The organism is Pseudoalteromonas sp. 2CM41L (assembly GCF_023161905.1).
Taxonomy (GTDB): domain Bacteria; phylum Pseudomonadota; class Gammaproteobacteria; order Enterobacterales; family Alteromonadaceae; genus Pseudoalteromonas; species Pseudoalteromonas atlantica.
The window spans coordinates 15,443-34,719 of sequence record NZ_JALNTN010000010.1 but is presented as its reverse complement, the minus strand read 5'-3'; the positions used below and the strand labels follow the sequence as shown (position 1 = coordinate 34,719).

Below are 19,277 nucleotides of genomic sequence, written 5' to 3'. Positions count from 1 at the left end.
TCGCGGCGCGATTTAATTGCCCTAGATTGAATGAATTTTAATCTACAAAGGCCAGCGTGCCCTAATTATCAACACGCTTTTCCAACCTCAAAATAGATCACTCAATTAAGCGGATTGGTATAAATTAGGAAATTGGCGTTGCTCAAATCATTAAGTAACGCCTTAGTTTATAGTATATAAAGGTGGAAAGTTTAACCTGCTGATTTTAATTGATTATTTTAGGATGGATATAGGTTTTAGCTACAAAGTTAGAACCTTCAACTGTTAAATGCCCATAGTCAAATGCCATCAATGTATCATCGATTTTAGCTCTACAGTTAAGTTTGCTCTCTCGGTAAGAGCATAAGTTCTTTAGCATATCTATGTAGATAAAATTCTTGTTTTGCGCATGGAGCTCATTTAAATAAGCGTTACTCTTTAAAATTCTCTTATCAAAGTTAGGGTCTGAAATAAAGACTTCACCCTTATGCCTTTGTAAATAAATGGCAGGTAATGAAGGCTTCCATTGCGGTAAAGGGCCTATTATTACAACTTTTAATACACCCATTGAATGTAGCTGTTTAATTGTATTTTCCCAATCGTTTTTTTCGTGCCAACCTCGTTGACCCAATACTACAATCTCAGGTTTATTATCTAAAACAACCTGATATGCTAAATCGTTAGAGTAATCACAACCAACATCATGGCGGTCAAAGCCATTCTTACGATGCACAAAAGAAGGAGCGCAACCTGAGGAGGTTAATAGGTTGAAGGGCATACTATCCCCAAGAGATTTCCTTAAACCGGTTGAAATTGATCCTATATGTGAATCTCCCCACAGAAAAATACCCCCTTGCTCTGAGCTGATACAATCATTTCCAACTTTGGGCTTTTTAGTCTTAAGAATCCGGTATGAAGCATTACATTTTAAAAATAAACCGGAGGGATCCATTTCATAATTTTTGTAGGTTTCGATAAACTGATTGTCTGTACCTTGAGATTTTGCTCGCATGTCAAAGTTACCGTCATAAACATTCACGGTTAAAGCTGAGGCTAAGGCAGTTAATAGTAATACAGCAGTGGTGTAGCCAGATATTTTCTTTTCTATTAATTTATAAGAGATCATACCTAACAAAATTGATAACAGTATCAATAAAAGAATATTTTTGGTGTTATCAATTAAATAGCCATTCATAAAGACCACTAAAGGCCAATGCCATAAATAAATAGAGTAAGACCATGTACCTAGTTTTTGAAATACAGCGTTATTCATTAATCGGCTATCATCACGATGAGCAATAATAATAAAAAACGTCCCAAGGGCAGGGAACAATGCCAAGTAGCCGGGCCAAATACTTTCTTTTGAAACCAAAACGTAACTGCTGATCACCAACAATAAACCAAAATATTCTAGTAGTTTCTTGCGCTCAACCTTTATTTGCAAAGGGTATAGAAAAGCTAACCCACCGAGCATCATTTCCCACGCTCTTGCTGGCAATAAATAATAAGCAGCAGTAGGCCATTTGTTAGATGCAATAATGCATAAAATAAAGCTTAAAACCGTAGCAACTAAAATACTTGCTTTCATTACTTTTACAGGCATGAATTTTTTCATTGCAACTAATACTAAGGGGTAAAGTATATAAAATTGCCATTCGACAGAGAGTGACCACGAATGTAATAGCCACTTTTCATGGGATACAGCGTCAAAGTAACCAGACTCTTTCCAATAGGTTATATTTGAAAAAAAGCCTAACGAAGAAATTATATGTTTAGAAATAGTGGAAAAAGAATAGTTAAGCTCAAAAAACCAAGCAAAAATTAATAGCGCTATACATAGCACGGCCAACGGTGGAATTATTCTATTTGCACGGGCTTTATAAAACTTAATAATAGAAAAAGTTTGCTGCTCTATTCCTTTAAATATTATAGCGGTCATTAAAAAACCAGAAATAACAAAAAAGACATCAACACCGGCAAACCCGCCAGACATCCAAGATTCATTAAAATGGTACAAAACAACGGCGATAACAGCTAAAGCCCTAAGTCCATTTATATCTTTCCTAAACTGCAAAACAACCACCTTTATCTAATTTGAAGAAGCCAGATTATACAAGCTAACGATTTGGCAATAACATTAAATTGCCTTATAAATATTTTAAAACAATAATATACGAAGTATGTAACAGGTATTTATAGGGTTTTCTTTGCACAACTAACGACCTTAAATCAATAGCATTACTACACAACTAATACAGAAATAAAATAGTAGAACATGCGATGATCTTACTTAAGGGTTATTTGTACTTATCTTCTGCGCGTAAATAATTTTGCGTATCAAAACGACACAAATGCTCGATTTTTTGTTTTATTTTTGGCTCATTAAAATACGTTTGCAGGGTGCTTTTTACTTCCTGTTTTTTCTCATCTAAAAAGCTATCTGTTGTATTGTGATTGCCAATCAGAATCTCTTTTTTAGAGATTGTTTTAACTTGTTCACTAAACCCATTTAAATCATCTAAAAAGCCTACAACTTTAAATTTCTCTAGATTATTTAAAAACTCTGTTTGCATGTAAGTCGCATCAGTTTCATCTTCAGCAAAGCGCCCTGTAATACACATACTCATTACATTAGCCATTTGCCAACCTCTACGATGCTCTAAAATTCTATCTACTTCGCCAATTAGATTGTCAGAGTTAATATTATTAGGGGCCATTAAAGGAAGTGGGTTGGTTAACTTATTATATATATAGTTAGATATGAATCTTGATATAGGCTCTCTTAGAACCGTAACAAAATTCTTTTGTTGCCCGTATTGCTCAAGTAAATATTTATTACTGCATACGTGGCCGCTTATATATTGCCAATCTTGGGATAGGTAATAGGCTAGCAGCCCACTTAACTGTTTCGCGTGATGATCGCTAAATTTAGCAATACTATCTAAATCATTAACCTTTTGATTGAAAGTAGCTAAGCTCATTTCAATTGCACCTTCGCGGCTGAATCTTGGCTGTCCCGCTTTTGCAAACTGCTCGCGCATTGCTAAATCAATTGATATTCCTCCCGACTTAGGTATGTGTATAAATACAAAGCCAGATTGATCTTGTGTTGATTTTCCTATGCGGTGTAATTTAACGTCATAGCCCAATTGATTAATAAGGAGTTTAATATTTTTCTTTAAATTTGAGGTCATTTTTTATTCGCGAGTAGTTGGTTTATTAATGATTTAATAATTAAAGGCGAGTTTAACATAGACTGATGCAAAATTAGGGTGTAGTCCCTCGTTTTCGGCTGAAAAAATAAAAAACCATAACTCGCCACCATATAAGATATGACGGTAGCCCATGCAGCTCCAACACCTGCATAATGAGGTATTAACAGAGCATTTAAGGCTATGTTTACAATAGCCCCTGATAAGCTCGACACTAAGCTATATTTGTAAAGTTTTTCAATAATGAGCCATTTAGATAATATAGCCCTTTGGAATATAAATACACTAGCAAATATATGAATACTTAGTATTTGTGCACTTGATTGATAATCACTCCCATATATTAGCTTAATTAATGTTGGCGCAATAAAATACGTTGATATGCTCAATATTAATGCACATAAAACTAAGATGGTTATTAGGTTTTTCAATAGTTTTAGGTACTTAGGGTAACTATTAAATCTATATTTACTTAGTTGTGCTGTAAAAGCATTAGCAATTAATACTGGAAACACATACCAAACTTCAGACAGTTTAGCTGCGGCTGCATAATAAGCTACAGATTGAGTATCAACAAGATTAGCTAACATTATTTGATCGATTTTTAAATATATTGTTGCAGCTATACCTGAAAATAATAACCACTTTCCTTTTTGTGCTAATGCAATATAACTAAGTTTACTAGTAGGTCGCTTAATGAAATGGTGATGTTTACCAAGTAAATATATTAATACATAACTAAGACCAATAAGTGCATACTCTAACCCTTGTAATAGGATTAATAAGCTTAGAGGCGCACTATTTAAAATTGCAGCACATTTAAAAGCGTTTAATATTAAAAGTAGGAATAGTCTCACTTTTAGTAATATACCAACCTGCTCCCTCCCTAAAAAATAAAACTCAACAACATAAAACACTGTAAAACTTTGTAATACTATGAGCATCAAAATGTTAGTTGAATTATCTCCATCGAGAAAAAGTACTAAAAAAATGGCTAGAATTATTGATAACCCAGCTCCAAAAAAACGAACAATTAAAGCACTTTTTAGGTAGTAATGAGCGTTTGTTGGGTTTTTAGATATGTATTTAGTGACAACATTATTTAACCCCATAATACTCAGGGGTAAAAATAGTCCCGCAACTGAAAGAATATAAGAAAATTGCCCAAAAGTTTCAGGGCCAGCGTAGCGCGCTAATAGCACACTGTTAAAAAAGCTTAAAAAAAGTAAAATACACTTTTCTATGATTAACAATAGACTGTTTTTTATACCAGAAGAGGTAGGCATGGTTTCTCATGACGTAAAATTTCAAAGCGGCTAACTATAACCTATAAAAAAAACACTGTAAAAGGTTGTAAGGATCATTCCAGCTGTATAAGATCCGCTGTCGGATTTAAATATGTGTGCTAGAGGAAGGGTAATGTTGATTGAAATTAAAGGTGTTCAGTTTGTAAATAAAGGCGCAGAGCTTATGCTATATGCTATTTTACAACAGTTAAAAGAACAATTGCCTGATGCAGAAATATGCTTAGCCCACAATGCAAACTCTCCTTATACTAAAAGGGCTGAAATAGGTGCATTTCAAAAAGTTGGTTTATTGAAAAATATTGTAGATTTAAACCGTGTTTTTTATTTTGTACCAAAAAAAATACGCCAGTATTTTAAGAATAGATTTGGCATAGTTACTGAAGCCGATATTGATGTGATACTTGATGCTTCAGGTTTTAGCTATGGCGACCAATGGTCTGATCTTGTTTTGCATCAAGTAGCAAATGAAGTTACTAGGCTAAAAGCACAAAATAAAAAGTATATTTTCTTGCCACAATCTTTAGGCCCTTTCACGCGCGAAGAAAACAAAAAGTATGCACAAAAAGCATTTTCTAACGCGAGTTTAGTTTTTGCTCGAGAAGAGCCTTCGTTTAATCATATTGAAGAGCTTAATGGTGCAAGTACGAACCTATTCAGAGCACCTGATTTTACAAATTTATTATGCCCAGAAAATAGTCAATTTTTTGCTAAATATAAAGATTACTTTGTGGTTATACCTAACTCAAAAATGCTAAGTTCAAAAAATAAAGATACTAGTTGGAAAGCTAATTATGTTGACGTTATTAAAACGCTTATAGAAAAAGCTTTAGCTGACGGAGAGCATGTTGTTATTTTGAATCACAGTGGCAACGATGATAGCGAATTATGTTCTTTAATTCAGAACGGGTTAAGCAAAGTGTGCGATATTATTGAGCCTAAAACTGCATTAGAAGTTAAGGCCGTGATTGGCGGCGCAAAAGCAGTAGTAAGCTCTCGTTTTCATGGATGTGTAAGTGCTCTATCTCAAGGGGTTCCATGTTTAGCTACAAGTTGGAGTCATAAATATTTAGAATTGTTTAAAGAATATAACAGCGAGCACTTACTACTTAATTCAAAAAGTAGTAAGGATTCCCTACATAACTCTTTAGAGCAAGTACTTAACCCAGAAAAACAGTGGTTAAAAGGCTTAAAAGATAATGCAGAACATTATAAACTACAAAGCGCTGAAATGTGGCAGCGTGTAGTAAATGTTGTTAAAGGTAGATAAGTGTTACCTTTTGTAATTTAGATGTTTAAAAGTAACAGCTTGGCTTATATTTGATATAACTTTAAGCTGTTTTTATTTATGTGGCGATCGACTATAATACGCCTGCTCCACATCAAGGATGAACAAATGGATAAGGGATTTACATTTAAAAAGGTAAAAAACTGTGATAGCTAATAACCTAGGATTGTTTTTATGCTCTTTTCTGAGTCTCTTCTTTTTTCGTAAAGTTGCTATCTATATAAATTTAGTTGATGAGCCAAATGCTCGAAAACATCATGCCGGATCTGTTCCGCTAATTGGCGGATTGGCTGTATTTATCGTCGTTTTCTCATACCTTCTTGTTTTCCCAAATACAATCTCATCATCAATGTTGTACCTTGGTTGCGCTGGCATTTTATTATTTGTTGGTCTGCTTGATGATATGTACGATATTAGCTTTAGGTTACGTTTATTTTTACAAATAATCATCTCTGTTATTATGATGACTTTTGGCGGGTTAGTATTAAATCATGTAGGTGCAATTTTTGGTGGTAACAGCATTGATTTGTCGCATTTCGGGTATGTGATGACAATTATTGCCGTAGTTGGGGCAATTAATGCTTTTAATATGGTGGATGGAATAGACGGTTTGTTAGGAGCGCTTGCGACTATAACTTTTAGTTCTTTAGGTATTTTGTTTTATTTAAATAACCAACAGGAGTTGACCGCTTTCTGTACAGCTATTGTATTTACTATTGTTCCTTATATTTTAATGAATTTAGGCATTCCTTTAGGTCAGCGTTTTAAAGTGTTTATGGGTGATGCAGGAAGTACTGTAATTGGCTTTACAGTGGTTTGGTTATTACTGGAAGGTTCGCAGTCTGGTGAGTTTAGTGCATTTAGCCCTGTAACAGCTCTATGGTTGGCAGGAATCCCCATAATGGATGCGGTATCAACTATAATTAGGCGTCTAAAGAAAAGACAGTCGCCTTTCAAGCCAGACCGAGAGCATCTTCACCATATATTACAAAGACTTGGTTTAGGTCCGAAAAGAACCCTGACTGTAATCTGTTTTATTGCGAGCATTTTTGCTGGGGTAGGTATCACAGCTCAAATTTATAACATCCCTGACTACATTATGTTTTATGGATTTCTTCTTTGCTTGGTTGTATATAATCAAGTAATGATGAATATTTGGAAATTTACCGTTGCTATTAGACGTTGGATAAAAAGTTAGGTTAAAAAAGCTTTTTACGTATTTATAATTGAAAAGTTACAGTATCCATTTAAAATCAAATTTAGTGTTTAACTGTTCTGTAAAAACTATTTAAATATATTTATAAGATCTTCAGTTAAAAAGAAAGGCTCTTTTATATATGGCTTTGCTTGAAAACTGTCTATCTGTTTTATACAGGTGTCTATTTGTTTCAATTTGTGACAAACAATAGCAAATGAGTTATGTTCAAGATAAGCCGTTAAATCTGCTTGATGTTTATCTACACGTTCGTAATTGGGTACCACAATACATTTTTTTTCTTTTTCTAGTAATTCAAACACAGTTCCAGCTCCAGCATGAGTAATAACAACATCCGCATCATCAATGTAATCAGAAAATTGCTTTGAAAAAGTAAAATACGACCCACTTTCTGGTTTATAAGCACTTGAGCTAATTTGAAATGTAAATTCATGGTTTGTATGATTTTTTGCAACCAGATCAACCGCACGAACTAGTGATTTAAAAGGCGAAGAACCCACTGTTACTAAAATTTTCATAGGCGTCCACAAAATTTAGAGTTTTTATAAAGCTTTTCTTGTTCTTTGTTTTGAACCCAAAACTCACTACTTAGTTTTGACATAATGCGCCCAGTTATCGAGCGAGAATAAAAACGACAAAACGTTTCTATAAATATAACCTTTTTACCAAATAGCCTTAAAATTAATGAAGGTATAATTGCTATCCCTGGGCCGGTTGATATAAGGCCAACTACTTCATACTTGTAACAAAGCTTTAAAGTGGAAATACAAGAATGTAAAGCACCTATTACCGCCATAAATATAGATTTAAAACGATTTTGTTTATGGCGCACATCTCCTAATTTATAATGCATTACTTCTGGGGCAAGAGCGGAAGGTCCCATCGACGTGAACACCAAAGACGATTTAGAAATTTTCTCATACAGTAACTTCATTTCTTGCTTATGGCCGCCTTCACCATAAATAAGTAATGTAACTTTTTGTTTTAACATATTAATCTTTCTATTGGTTGTCAGTAGTTCAAAATAACGTCTAACTTTAATGTTATACGCCGTATGTATGCCATTATAAAAGGCTGCCAATATTTCGTACAAAACCCGAAACAGAGATATTTAGTGGGGCTAATTTAAAGATGTATCACAATGGCTAATATACGCAGTCCAGATAAAACCCGCTTAACAAAACGTACAAAAGTATGCTTAAAATAATCATAAGCTAGTTAAAAAGAATGCTCCCTTAATAATAGTTAGGCTCAAATGTGTATTAAAGAGCGCCATATTAGCTGATACTCTTTACCTAGTCACATAGTTTCTAAGCTTTTAGTACTTGTTTATCTTTAGAGTTATAACCTTCAAAATTTGGGTTTACATTTAGATGAGATATCTACAGCCCGCTATTTTTGTATTAACGTGTTATTTATTTAACTTTGACATGAAGGATTAATTTAGTAGGCAACAATTCTTATTCGAAAACTCTTATTTGTATAGTTCTAGTATCTATAAAGCATTTCTATAGAAGATGCTGTTTGGTATACTAGCGGCCTTTTATAGGTTAGATTGATTAGGCAGTATCATGGATCGTAATGTTGAAGCTATTGAGCAAGATATAGATACCACATTATCTCACTTACTTAAGTATAAGTGGTTAATTATAATAGGAACGGTGCTATCGGCAATTTTATCTGTGGTTGTTGCTATAAATCAACCGAACACTTATACAACACAAGTTTTTTTATCGCCTGTTAGCAAGTCAGACAGCGGTGGCTTAGCAAATCTTGCTGGTCAATTTGGCGGTTTAGCTAGTTTGGCTGGAGTCTCTCTTGGCGGCTCCCAAGGTTCGGATGTAGATGCCGCCTTAGAATTTATGGGTAGCCGTGGCTTTTTACAAACATTTATAAATAAAAGAAACCTGATGCCCGACCTCCTAGCTCTAGAGTCATGGGATAAAGACACTAAAACCCCAATATTTGATTTAGATACTTACGACCCTAAAAATAAAGTTTGGACACGTAAAGCCCCGCCAGGTAAATCCGTGATTCCTACTGCATGGGAAGGATATGAAAAGTTATTAAGTCAAATAAATGCTACCGACTTGACAAAGAAAGGGTTAATAGAGCTTAAAATAACAACTGTCTCCCCCGAATTATCTGTAAAACTTACTAATTGGTTGATAGAAGATATTAATGAATTTTGGCGAGTGAAAGATACAACCGAAGCAGAGGAGGTTATCGAATATTTAAAGGAGCAGGCAGCTAAAACTAATGTGAGTGAGCTTCGTTCAATTTTCTATGAGTTAATTGCTGATCAGACAAGAACAAAGTTATTGTCATCTGTTGGAGATTATCATCTATTAAAGCCTTTATCTGAGGTCATATATCCTGAAGAAAAATCAGGCCCTTCACGAGCTTTAATATGCATAGGGATTACATTTTTAGGTGGACTATTCTCCTTGATTATTGCTTTTATATTTACACTTCGCTCAAGAGAAAAGTAACGTGGCGAACGCGATGATTCAGTCGTATTGGAGGGGGTTTCTGCGCCTCAGTAAAATACGTTTATCTGCGCCGAGTCGAATACAACCCTCCTTGGTTGCATTTTTATGTAGAGGCTATTTTAAAATATCCAACAATAGTAATAAGTTAAGCCAAACTACTTATTGCATATTACTCAGTGAACAGTTGGATTTAATCTGATGGGAAAATATTCAGCTGGCGATATTAACCAGCCTTCTTTTTTACATAAATTGTGTTTAATCATGATGAGTCTATATTTGCTTGCAGACATAGCGTCAGGCTTTTTTGTAATTCAACTGGGTATAGACTTAAAAATATCGCTTTTATATAAACTACCTTTAACTGCGCTTGTATTTATCCTTATTTTATCGTTAGCACCAAAGTACTTTTTAGCATTGTGTTGTATATTAACTACGTTGGTCTTAGGCCCGGTATTGCAACTTTTAAGTAAAGCGAATTTTACTTTTTTTGTTGCTGACTTCTCATACGTTTATAAAATGCTAATGCCTATCTCTATCTTTATTTACTTTGGCTTGCTAGCAGCAAGATGGAGAAGGTTTACAATATTTTGGCTCGAAAAAATATTACTAAGCAACTTTATCATTTTATGCTTTAACTTATTTATTGGTGCTCTAGGGTTTGGACGAGCGAGCTATTCATTGCAAGATGGTGAAACAGCAGGGTCAAATGGTTTTATCTATGCTGCTAATGAACTTGGTGGCGCAATGGTTGTTTTATTTTCGTTTGCACTACATTGGTGTTGGAACGAAAAGCCTAAATGGTATTTCATATTTTCTTTACTTACTGTCTTATGCGGGTTATTAGTTGCAACCAAAACGGCTATGTTAGCAGCGCTAATGCTTATTTTTCTTATACCAATAGCAAATGAAAGAGAGAAAATATTTAGTATCACGAAATTAAAATGTATTATTTTTATACCTATGATTGCAGTAGTTGTAGCCATTTTTTTCTTGATAACAGACTTGTTACAAGCAATAGGGCTATACGACCGTTTAGCACATATACTAAGTGAGCAAGGCATTATAGGAGTAATATGGTCAGGACGTGATGAATACGTACGTGACCTGCTGACGGTATATATTGACCGCCTTGATTTTTGGCAGCAACTTGTTGGGGTTGGTACTTCTGGTGTTGCCCAATACATTCCCAGAAAGTACACTTCTGAGGTAGATCTTATAGACGCTTTAGTGTGGTTTGGCCTTCCTGGGGTCGCCACGTGTTTGGGATTTTATGTATTAACCTTGTTAAAAGCCGCAAGTCAATTTGTAAACCCAAATTCTAAGTATAGCCCTAGTGTGTTTGTAGGGCTCTTCATTTTGTTTTTTTTAGCGCAATTAAGTGGTCATATCTGGATGTCTGGAACATTAGGTATTGTTTTAGGGTGCTTCCTATCACTACTGTGGGTTGATAATAAGAAGGAAAGTAAATTTGAAAAATAATATGCCCTTGGTGTCTGTTTGGGTACCAACTTACAACCGACTAGAGTTATTAAAAAGAGCCGTTAAATCGCTCCAAAATCAAACTTACCCAAACATAGAAATCTTTATTGTAGATAATGGTTCTACAGACGGTACTCAAGAATACTTAAAAGAGCTTAGTCAAACATATACAAATATAAAGCATCATCTTTTCGATAAAAATGAAGGGGCTTGTAAAGCAAGAAACTACGCTATTAAAAATTCAAATGGGCTGTTTGCAACAGGGCTTGATGATGACGATGAATTTTTGCCTACGAGAATAGAGGAACTTGTTGCAGGGTTTGATGAGCAATATGCTTTTGTATGTAGCGGTTATAACTGGGACTACGGTAATGTTAGAAAACAGCTACAAAATACCGATCTTATTATCGATTTAAATACTCAGCTAAACTTTAACCACGCATCAAATCAAGTGCTTACGTATAGGGAGCGCCTCATTGATGTTGGTATGTTTGATGAATCCATTGTATCTTCACAGGATTGGGAGCTATGGACTAGGATGATCATACAGTATGGTCCAGCCAAACGAATAGCAAAAGCATCTTATGTTATTCATACAGCCCATGATAAACCTCGAATAACAGATAGTCTGAATAAGCGCTCTGTGGGCTTTAAACAGTACTTTGAACGTTACGGACACCTTATGTCAAAAAGTAACAAAAGGTGTTACGGTTTTATGGTTCATTACAGCGATGGAAAAAAAACAACTTTCACGACAGTGTTAAAGTACTTCACACCCGCCATATCAACAAAAATATTAAAAGCATGGCTAGCTTCAACATTCCCTTATTTAGCTCAAAAGCGTTTAAAGCGTCTTAAAGAGGACTAATGTGAATAAAATTTGTTTTATTTCTAACCTATTTCCTTCAGAGCGCGATCCATCATTTGGCAGCTTTGTAGCTAAAAATTATCAGCAACTCAAAGATCAGGGTTATCAAATAACAAGTAAAGTAGTAATAGACCGTCGTACACACGGAATCAAAAAACTCTTAAGTTATGTACGTTTTTTACTTAAAGGTTTGTACGCTATAGGCAAGAGAGACTACGACTTTATATATTTTCATTATCTAACTTATTCAACTATTTGCTTACTGCCTTATTTAATGATTCGAAAGCCAAAATATGTAGTAAATATACACGGAGATGACTTAGTTGGCACTTCTCTAATACATAAAGTAATGGGAGTAGGCACATCATTAATTTTAAGGCATAGTGCAGCTGTTGTGGTTCCTTCTGCATTTTTTAAAAGTACACTCCTTAATTTGTATCCTTGGTACAGTGAGCATAAAGTTATAGTGTCTCCTTCAGGAGGTGTTGACTTTAATGCTTTTAAACCATTAAAAGAGCGAAGTAAAGATCGCTTTATTTTAGGCTACGTTTCACGTATTGATGAGGGAAAAGGGTGGCCAGAGCTATTAGAAGCAGTTGCTTTAATTAAATCTAATCAGCCTGAGTTACTAAAGCAATTTCAGTTAAAAATGTATGGCACTGGTGCTGAAGTCGAATTACTTAAAAGTAAAATCGAACAACTAAATCTTACCTCAGTCGTTACTTACTATGGTGCATTAGAGCCTCTTCAGCTTATCGAAAAATACAATGAAATGAATGCGTTTATATTTCCTACCCACCGTGAAAGTTTTGGCTTAGTGGCTGTAGAATCGTTAGCATGTGGTACACCTGTACTTGCATCCAATATCACTCCTGTTAATGAGGTTGTTGTAAATGGTGTTAATGGTCTGCTGTTTGAGAAAGAAAATGCACACCAAATAGCAGAACAAATCATTGCGATATTACAAATGAGTGAGTCAGATTATTTTAGTTTAGCTAATAATACACGTGAATCAGTGCAGCGTTATAATGCCGAACGTGTAGCAAATTTATTGAGTGAAAACTTAAGGTTAGTCTTATAGTATTGTGATTTTGAATGTAAAAGTAAAAAGCATAATTTAAATTGTTATTGTTAATATTATGTTCAGGCTGATTTTTCAAAATGAGTACCTGTTCGTCACTAGATTAGAATTGTTAGGTGCTGGATATAGACGGCTAATATAAGTATAATTGGCTTTGTTGGTATCGTAGCTAAGATATGCTTAGTTCAAGAACGGATTCTATAAATAACTCTGTCGTATTACTTATTAGTACTACGTTATAAAGTTATTTTAAGTCAAAATTAAAGTTACTAGGTTCTAGTTCCCCCCCCAAAGGATTAAAATTTTAATATGAAAAAAAATAGTTTAATCATATTGTTTTCACCAATCGTTTTTATGCTTGGCTGTGCTTCGTCACCTCCAGTTATTAAGGCATCTGTTGCTTTAATTGACAAGCCGATACAATCACAACCAACTAACCTAACACTTCCGCCGGCACTTAATGAGGCATTACAAACCCGTCCTCAAGGCTATGCCAGTATTTATAAAGGCGTGCTATTTTCGTTAGGAAAAAAATACACATCGGCTCTAGGATTGGAGTGCCGTGCACTTTATTTAAGCAACGAAAATAATAAAGTTAAAAAAGAGCGCAGAACAGTATGTAAAGACCAAGCTTCAAACCAATGGTCAGTTACTCCTCAAGTAAGCGATAACAAAAATAGCCACATAAGCTTTGGAGTTTAAATAATATGAACATATTAAACTACAGTCATCGACTCATAAGCACGGTAATAATTTTTGCAACTATTGCAATGCTTAGTAGTCAGGCAAGTGCAGCACAAGCGGTATCGCTTAACCAGTTAGAGCAAGCAGGGGCTGCACAAGCAAATGCTTCAAATGCATCACTTGAAAATGGCACTTATAACAAAGCAAACCGCTCAGGCACATTATTACCAGGCGAAATGTCTGCTTCGCAGCTGTTACCTTCAGCTGAGGCTGGTTTGCCCCCCCCCTATGGCGCAAATTTATTTGCAGGCGGTTACGAAAGTGAGCGTCAAGACGGATTAAATGATGACTATACAATAGCCCCGGGCGATAAAGTATCAATATGGTTATGGGGTGCAATTAACCAGTCTGAAGTTATCACGGTCGATAACCAAGGTAATTTATTCATAACTAATATTGGCCCGGTGCATGTTGCCGATGTAAAAGCGAGTCAGCTTAATAGTTACGTTACCAACAAAATTAAGCAGGTTTACAAAAAAAGTGTCGAAATATACGTAAATTTACTTACCGCAACGCCGGTAAGTGTATACATAAGCGGCAGTGTTGCACGCCCAGGGCAATATGCCGGTATCGCATCAGACAGCATATTATATTACCTTAAGCGAGCAGGCGGTATAGATTCAGAGCGTGGTAGTTACCGCAGCATAAAAGTACTACGAGACAATAAAGTAATCCAAGACATAGATTTATACGATTTTATCTTAAAAGGTTATCTGCCTAAATTTAACTTTAAAGATAACGATGTAATATTGGTCGAGCGTCAAAAAGCAACAGTTGTAGTATCGGGAAGTGTACGCGCCCCATTTAGGTTCGAATTTAAAAATTCCCAAGCAACCGGTGCCCAACTCGCTAACTTTGCGCTTCCTTTGAGCAAAGTAAGCCATGTAGGTATTGTAGGTGATAGGGTTGATGGCCCCTTTTCGGTGTACTTACCCTATGGTGAATTTAAAACGTTTACTTTAAAAGATGGTGATCGTTTAATCTTTAATGACGATATACGTGCTCAAGTACTTGATATACAACTCACAGGTAGTTATTTAGGGCCTTCGTACTATGCCGTTAAAAAAGACACTCGCTTACACGATTTGCTTGCAAATATAGAAATTAACAACGAGCTTGCAGATTATCAGTCGATTTATATTCAGCGTAAAAGTGTGGCTGCTAAACAAAAAGAAATGATTGAGCAATCTCTCGATAGGCTAGAACGTAGTATATTTACGGCGCCAGCATCATCAGACGGTGAAGCAAAAATAAGAGCTGAAGAAGGCCGAATGATATTGGAATTTACCGAGCGAGCGCGTAAAGCTGTGCCATTAGGTAAAGTTGTTATTTCTGATGGTGGCAAAGTGGCTAATGTTCGCTTAGAGCAAGGGGATATTATTCATATACCTGCAAAAACCGATTTAGTACATGTAAGTGGTGAGGTACTAATGCCACAGTCATTAGTTTATAACGAGCAAGCTACAATTAAAGATTATGTTGCGTGGGCCGGTGGCTACAGCGAGCGAGCCAACTATGAACAAATAATGGTAATTCACCCTAATGGCATGATAGACCTTGATGCCACAGGACCACTAAAAGCGGGCGACCAAATTTTAGTGCTCCCTAAAGTAGATACTAAGCTAATGCAATCGGTTAAAGATATTACCCAAATTATTTATCAAATTGCTATTGCAGCAAATGTAGCTACCTAATCAATGACTGCAGTAATTAAACGCAATAACTGGGCAATATGGCGTGATGTTATATTTGCCCTGTTTGTACGCGAAATACGCACAGGTTTTAACGACAGGCTGGGATTAGCCTGGGCGGTTTTTCAACCGCTCAGTTTTATTTTTTTGCTGTCTTACTTGCGGGGCATGATAGCCGGTAGTGAATCACATACAGTGCCTACATTTGAATTTATGATGTATGGGATGCTGCTTATTCAGCTATTTTTAGATACTCTCATGAATGTGTCTAACTCCTTTAAAAAAAACAAAGCCTTATTTGCCTTTAGGCAAGTACAACCTATTAGTAGTGTTATAGCTGTTGCCGGGTTTTACTTGTTTGTAAAAATTGCTGTGTTTTTTTTATTAATATTAATAATGTATTTTTTAAATATTGACTTTAGACTTGATGATCCTCTTTACCTTCTTTTAAATATTATTGGTGTGTGGGTTATAGGGTTGTCGCTGGGTATGTTGTTTGCTATAGGTCAATGTTATATACCTGAAATAAGTAAAATCCAGTCTGTTTTAATGCGCCCTTTATTTTTTATATCGGGAGTGTTTTTTTCACTGCAAGACGTGCCAAAAGAATATTGGCCCTATTTAGACTGGAACCCTATGTTGCACGCAATAGAGCTTTCGCGCCATGCCGCGTATAAAACATACCCTACCGATGGCGTTAGCGAGTTTTACTTGTTTTCATCAGCGTTAGTTTTACTATTTTTTGCATTAGCGACCTACCATGTGTCGTGGAAGCAGGCAATTAGCCGATGACGGACATAAGGCTAAATAATGATTAAGCTAAGTAATGTAACTAAGTATTACCCCTCATCTTTGGGTAACCAGTACATTTTTAAAAACGTAACCTTTGAAATACCCAGTGGCCACAATATTGCTATTTTAGGCTCAAACGGTGCGGGTAAATCAACACTATTTAAAATGTTAGCCGGTAGCGAATACCCCAATAAAGGCGAAATTATTACCGACTTACACCTTTCGTGGCCGGTAGCACTTACAACAGGTATTCACCCGCAAATGAGTGGCGCTGAGAACGCTCGGTTTATTGGCATGATCAACGGTGTGGCCGATTTAGACCTATATGTTCGCAGGGTGCGCCAATTTGCCGAGCTAGGCCCTAAATTTGACCTACCTGTAAATACGTACTCAAGTGGTATGAAACCCCGCTTAGCATTTGCATGTTCAATAGGTATCGACTTTGACGTATACCTAATTGATGAGGTTACATCGGTAGGTGATGCTAATTTTAGAAACAAAACACGCCAAGCGCTTACCCAAAAAAGTAAAAGCGCTAATGTTATTATGGTAAGCCACGAAATGGACGAATTAAGGCATTTTTGCGACAGTGCGATTGTGCTCCATAAAGGCGAACTCACTTTTTACAACGATTTAGAGCAAGGAATTGCTCATTACCAGGCATTATAATTATGAGTCAACAAGCGGTAGATAAAATAGAACAACGTTTTCAAGATATTGGTTTAAAAACCGATAAAGCTATTTGGGATGATGGCGAAAAATTAATTGGCCTTGCTAAACAAGTAGAGCCAAACGACATATATTTAGCTCGCCGAATTATGCAACGAGCCCGCAACTTAAAACCCCAAAGCGAGAAAATAAATAAAGAACTTGAGCGCCTTTCAGCAAAAATAGCAAATAAGGCAAAGCAAACACAAACAAGCTCATCTACAGAAAAAAATAGTGCTGATAATTTATATAAGAATAAACATATTATAAAAGCACAAAGTTTTTATGCAGAGTTAAGCAAAAAACCACACTTTAAAACATACACTCAACCATGGTTTGTACTATTGTTAGTGCCATTTATATTATTTGCGTTTTATCAGCTTGTGTGGGCTGCACCACGGTATGAAAGCAGAGCGCAGCTTATTATTCAGCAACCTGATGGCATGGCAACCATGGACCCTTCAATGGCGATACTAAGTGGTTTAGGGGTTGCTTCTAGCTCGACTGCCGATACCGAAATAGCCAAAGCATACATTCATTCAGAAGACATGCTTAACTACTTACAAGCCCACAGTAATATAAAGCAGCACTATTACGAAGGCGGTGATATTTTTTCACGATTAAGTGCTAGTGCAAGTATTGAAGATTTACTTAAATATTACCAAGAGCACACCACAATTGAAATTGACGAAGATTCGGGTGTAATTAAAATACTGGTGCAGGGTTTTACACCAGAGTATGCAAAGCAATTAACGCAAACCATAGTAAACCGCGCAGAGTGGTACATAAACTCTATAGGTCACCAATTGGCAGATGCGCAGCTTAAATTTATAAAAACAGAACATACTAAAGTAGAGCAGCGCCTACGTAACGCACAAAGTAAAATTTTAGCCTTTCAGCAAAAAAACAACTTACTAGACCCTGAGGCAGAAGGCGCAGCATTACAGCAAATTACGTATGGGTTAGAAAGCGAAATAGCCACTAAAAGTGCACAACTAAAAGGGCTGCGCTCAACCATGACCGAAAAAGCACCTCAAGTGGTTATGCTAGAGGCCGAGCTTAGCGCATTAAAAATACAATTAGAGCTTGAGCGAGAAAGACTTTCGCAACAGCAAGGTACAGGTAGTAATTCAGCAACAGCTAAACCTTTAAATACAAACGATACTGCAGTAAGCGAAGTGTTAGCGCAGTTTTCGGATTTAAAAATAGAGCTTGAGCTGGCTATAAAAGGCTATACAGCATCAGAGGTATCGCTTGATAAAGCGCGTATAGAGGCGTACCGCCAATTAAAATACCTAATAGTGGTAGAGGCACCTACACTACCGCAAGATAATCAATACCCTAAAACGCTATACAATATTTTACTGTTTGCAGTATTACAGCTTATGCTTTTTGGTATTGGTAAAATAATTTTAGCAACAGTAAAAGAACTCAGATAACGTTAAGCTATAAGGGAGTAGGCTTAGCAAAAACTTAATTACTAAGTAAATAAACCGGATACATCATGAACATAGTAACTGCTCCAAAACAAAAGTCGTCTCGCAAAGGTATTATTTTAGCGGGGGGCTCTGGCACGCGCTTATACCCACTTACAAAGGTAGTAAGTAAGCAATTAATGCCTGTATACGATAAGCCAATGATTTTTTACCCCGTATCCACCTTAATGGTTGCCGGCATAACCGAAATTTTAATTATTGCGACCCCTACCGAGCTGCCACGCTTTAAAGAGCTACTGGGCGATGGCAGTGCGTGGGGTATTAGCTTTGAATACGTAGAGCAACCTAGCCCCGATGGCCTAGCGCAAGCATTTTTATTAGCCGAAGACTTTTTACAAGGCCACAGTGCTGCCTTAGTATTAGGCGACAATTTATTTTATGGCCACGACTTATCGGTATCGTTACAAAATGCGACTAGCTGTGAAAATGGCGCCACGGTGTTTGGTTACCATGTCGCTAACCCAGAGTCATATGGTGTAGTGGAGTTTGATACAAACGGTAAAGCAATATCAATTGAAGAAAAGCCAGCTAAACCTAAATCAAATTATGCAGTGCCAGGGCTATACTTTTTTGATAACCGCGTGGTTGAATTTGCAAAAAATGTAAAGCCGTCGGTACGCGGTGAGCTAGAAATTACCGATGTAATAGAGCAGTACCTAGCCAAAAAAGAGCTAAACGTAGAAATAATGGGCCGAGGTACCGCGTGGCTTGATACTGGTACATTAGATGACCTACTTGATGCAGCTAATTTTATTCGTGCAATAGAAAAACGCCAAGGCTTAAAAATTAATTGCCCAGAAGAAATAGCTTACCGCATGGGTTACATAAATGCAGAGCAACTTAAAAAGTTAGCTAAACCGCTTAAAAAGTCGGGCTATGGTAAGTACCTACTTGGGCTTTTAGATCAAACTGTATTTTAATAGGGTT

General features: G+C 36.2%; 17 protein-coding genes. 12 read left to right on the top strand and 5 right to left on the bottom strand.

All coding sequences use genetic code 11. From position 1 onward, the window contains the following. Window positions 1–205: 205 nt before the first annotated feature. The 3 genes from MTF64_RS12570 to MTF64_RS12560 all read right to left on the bottom strand — a co-directional run bounded on the left by MTF64_RS12570 (window position 206) and on the right by MTF64_RS12560 (window position 4,477). Window positions 206–2,062, bottom strand: coding sequence for an acyltransferase family protein (locus tag MTF64_RS12570; RefSeq protein WP_248451587.1), 1,857 nt, complete (start codon window positions 2,060–2,062; stop codon window positions 206–208). A gap of 214 nt (window positions 2,063–2,276) precedes the next feature. Next, window positions 2,277–3,173 carry a sulfotransferase family 2 domain-containing protein gene (locus tag MTF64_RS12565; protein WP_248451586.1) on the bottom strand — a complete coding sequence of 299 codons (897 nt, stop codon included), beginning with the start codon at window positions 3,171–3,173 and terminating at the stop codon, window positions 2,277–2,279. Further along, window positions 3,170–4,477: a flippase gene (locus tag MTF64_RS12560; protein ID WP_248451585.1), complete on the bottom strand. Its 1,308-nt coding sequence runs from the start codon at window positions 4,475–4,477 to the stop codon at window positions 3,170–3,172. Before MTF64_RS12560 ends, MTF64_RS12565 begins: the two co-directional genes overlap by 4 nt. 133 nt (window positions 4,478–4,610) lie before the next feature. Here MTF64_RS12560 and MTF64_RS12555 point away from each other — a divergent pair, with 133 nt between their 5' ends. Together MTF64_RS12555 and wecA are read left to right on the top strand one after the other, a co-directional pair. Beyond that, the gene (locus MTF64_RS12555) at window positions 4,611–5,765 is read left to right on the top strand and encodes a polysaccharide pyruvyl transferase family protein (RefSeq protein WP_248451584.1); all 1,155 of its coding nucleotides are present in this window, start codon (window positions 4,611–4,613) and stop codon (window positions 5,763–5,765) included. 163 nt (window positions 5,766–5,928) lie between these two features. Next, on the top strand, window positions 5,929–6,981 hold the full coding sequence (gene wecA, locus MTF64_RS12550) for a UDP-N-acetylglucosamine--undecaprenyl-phosphate N-acetylglucosaminephosphotransferase (RefSeq protein WP_308200587.1): 1,053 nt from the start codon (window positions 5,929–5,931) through the stop codon (window positions 6,979–6,981). A gap of 86 nt (window positions 6,982–7,067) precedes the next feature. Here wecA and pssE read toward each other — a convergent pair whose 3' ends face one another. Both pssE and pssD read right to left on the bottom strand, forming a co-directional pair. Next, a complete protein-coding gene (gene pssE / locus MTF64_RS12545; protein ID WP_248451583.1) occupies window positions 7,068–7,517 on the bottom strand; it encodes a PssE/Cps14G family polysaccharide biosynthesis glycosyltransferase in 450 nt (149 codons plus the stop codon). Further along, a complete protein-coding gene (gene pssD, locus MTF64_RS12540) occupies window positions 7,514–7,990 on the bottom strand; it encodes a PssD/Cps14F family polysaccharide biosynthesis glycosyltransferase (RefSeq protein WP_248451582.1) in 477 nt (158 codons plus the stop codon). The genes pssE and pssD overlap by 4 nt, the downstream gene beginning before the upstream one ends. 580 nt (window positions 7,991–8,570) lie before the next feature. Between pssD and MTF64_RS12535 the strand changes: the two genes are divergently transcribed. The 10 genes from MTF64_RS12535 (at window position 8,571) to rfbA (ending at window position 19,270) form a co-directional block, all read left to right on the top strand. Continuing rightward, window positions 8,571–9,491 (top strand): Wzz/FepE/Etk N-terminal domain-containing protein, encoded by a 921-nt coding sequence (locus MTF64_RS12535; RefSeq protein ID WP_248451581.1) that lies wholly within the window; start codon window positions 8,571–8,573, stop codon window positions 9,489–9,491. Window positions 9,492–9,689: 198 nt separating this feature from the next. After that, window positions 9,690–10,970 (top strand): O-antigen ligase family protein, encoded by a 1,281-nt coding sequence (locus MTF64_RS12530; RefSeq protein WP_248451580.1) that lies wholly within the window; start codon window positions 9,690–9,692, stop codon window positions 10,968–10,970. After that, window positions 10,960–11,838 carry a glycosyltransferase gene (locus MTF64_RS12525; protein WP_248451579.1) on the top strand — a complete coding sequence of 293 codons (879 nt, stop codon included), beginning with the start codon at window positions 10,960–10,962 and terminating at the stop codon, window positions 11,836–11,838. Before MTF64_RS12530 ends, MTF64_RS12525 begins: the two co-directional genes overlap by 11 nt. A gap of 1 nt (window position 11,839) precedes the next feature. After that, on the top strand, window positions 11,840–12,919 hold the full coding sequence (locus MTF64_RS12520; protein ID WP_248451578.1) for a glycosyltransferase family 4 protein: 1,080 nt from the start codon (window positions 11,840–11,842) through the stop codon (window positions 12,917–12,919). A gap of 309 nt (window positions 12,920–13,228) precedes the next feature. Beyond that, window positions 13,229–13,621, top strand: a complete 393-nt coding sequence (locus MTF64_RS12515) for a hypothetical protein (RefSeq protein WP_248451576.1) — start codon at window positions 13,229–13,231, stop codon at window positions 13,619–13,621. 5 nt (window positions 13,622–13,626) lie between these two features. After that, complete coding sequence (locus MTF64_RS12510; protein WP_248451575.1) at window positions 13,627–15,357, top strand: polysaccharide biosynthesis/export family protein; 1,731 nt, start codon at window positions 13,627–13,629, stop codon at window positions 15,355–15,357. Window positions 15,358–15,360: 3 nt separating this feature from the next. Then, on the top strand, window positions 15,361–16,146 hold the full coding sequence (locus tag MTF64_RS12505) for an ABC transporter permease (RefSeq protein ID WP_248451574.1): 786 nt from the start codon (window positions 15,361–15,363) through the stop codon (window positions 16,144–16,146). Between the two features lie 18 nt (window positions 16,147–16,164). Next, complete coding sequence (locus MTF64_RS12500) at window positions 16,165–16,815, top strand: ABC transporter ATP-binding protein (protein ID WP_248451573.1); 651 nt, start codon at window positions 16,165–16,167, stop codon at window positions 16,813–16,815. Between the two features lie 2 nt (window positions 16,816–16,817). After that, on the top strand, window positions 16,818–18,293 hold the full coding sequence (locus MTF64_RS12495; protein WP_248451572.1) for a lipopolysaccharide biosynthesis protein: 1,476 nt from the start codon (window positions 16,818–16,820) through the stop codon (window positions 18,291–18,293). 65 nt (window positions 18,294–18,358) lie between these two features. Continuing rightward, a complete protein-coding gene (gene rfbA, locus MTF64_RS12490) occupies window positions 18,359–19,270 on the top strand; it encodes a glucose-1-phosphate thymidylyltransferase RfbA (protein ID WP_248451571.1) in 912 nt (303 codons plus the stop codon). The last annotated feature ends 7 nt before the right edge of the window (window positions 19,271–19,277 follow it).

Coding starts and splice junctions, on each gene's coding strand:
- MTF64_RS12560 (WP_248451585.1), bottom strand. CDS start 4,477: ATGCCTACCTCTTCTGGTATAAAAAACAGTCTATTGTTAATCATAGAA.
- MTF64_RS12500 (WP_248451573.1), top strand. CDS start 16,165: ATGATTAAGCTAAGTAATGTAACTAAGTATTACCCCTCATCTTTGGGT.
- MTF64_RS12510 (WP_248451575.1), top strand. CDS start 13,627: ATGAACATATTAAACTACAGTCATCGACTCATAAGCACGGTAATAATT.
- MTF64_RS12535 (WP_248451581.1), top strand. CDS start 8,571: ATGGATCGTAATGTTGAAGCTATTGAGCAAGATATAGATACCACATTA.
- MTF64_RS12495 (WP_248451572.1), top strand. CDS start 16,818: ATGAGTCAACAAGCGGTAGATAAAATAGAACAACGTTTTCAAGATATT.
- rfbA (WP_248451571.1), top strand. CDS start 18,359: ATGAACATAGTAACTGCTCCAAAACAAAAGTCGTCTCGCAAAGGTATT.
- MTF64_RS12565 (WP_248451586.1), bottom strand. CDS start 3,173: ATGACCTCAAATTTAAAGAAAAATATTAAACTCCTTATTAATCAATTG.
- MTF64_RS12555 (WP_248451584.1), top strand. CDS start 4,611: ATGTTGATTGAAATTAAAGGTGTTCAGTTTGTAAATAAAGGCGCAGAG.
- pssD (WP_248451582.1), bottom strand. CDS start 7,990: ATGTTAAAACAAAAAGTTACATTACTTATTTATGGTGAAGGCGGCCAT.
- MTF64_RS12505 (WP_248451574.1), top strand. CDS start 15,361: ATGACTGCAGTAATTAAACGCAATAACTGGGCAATATGGCGTGATGTT.
- MTF64_RS12515 (WP_248451576.1), top strand. CDS start 13,229: ATGAAAAAAAATAGTTTAATCATATTGTTTTCACCAATCGTTTTTATG.
- MTF64_RS12530 (WP_248451580.1), top strand. CDS start 9,690: ATGGGAAAATATTCAGCTGGCGATATTAACCAGCCTTCTTTTTTACAT.
- pssE (WP_248451583.1), bottom strand. CDS start 7,517: ATGAAAATTTTAGTAACAGTGGGTTCTTCGCCTTTTAAATCACTAGTT.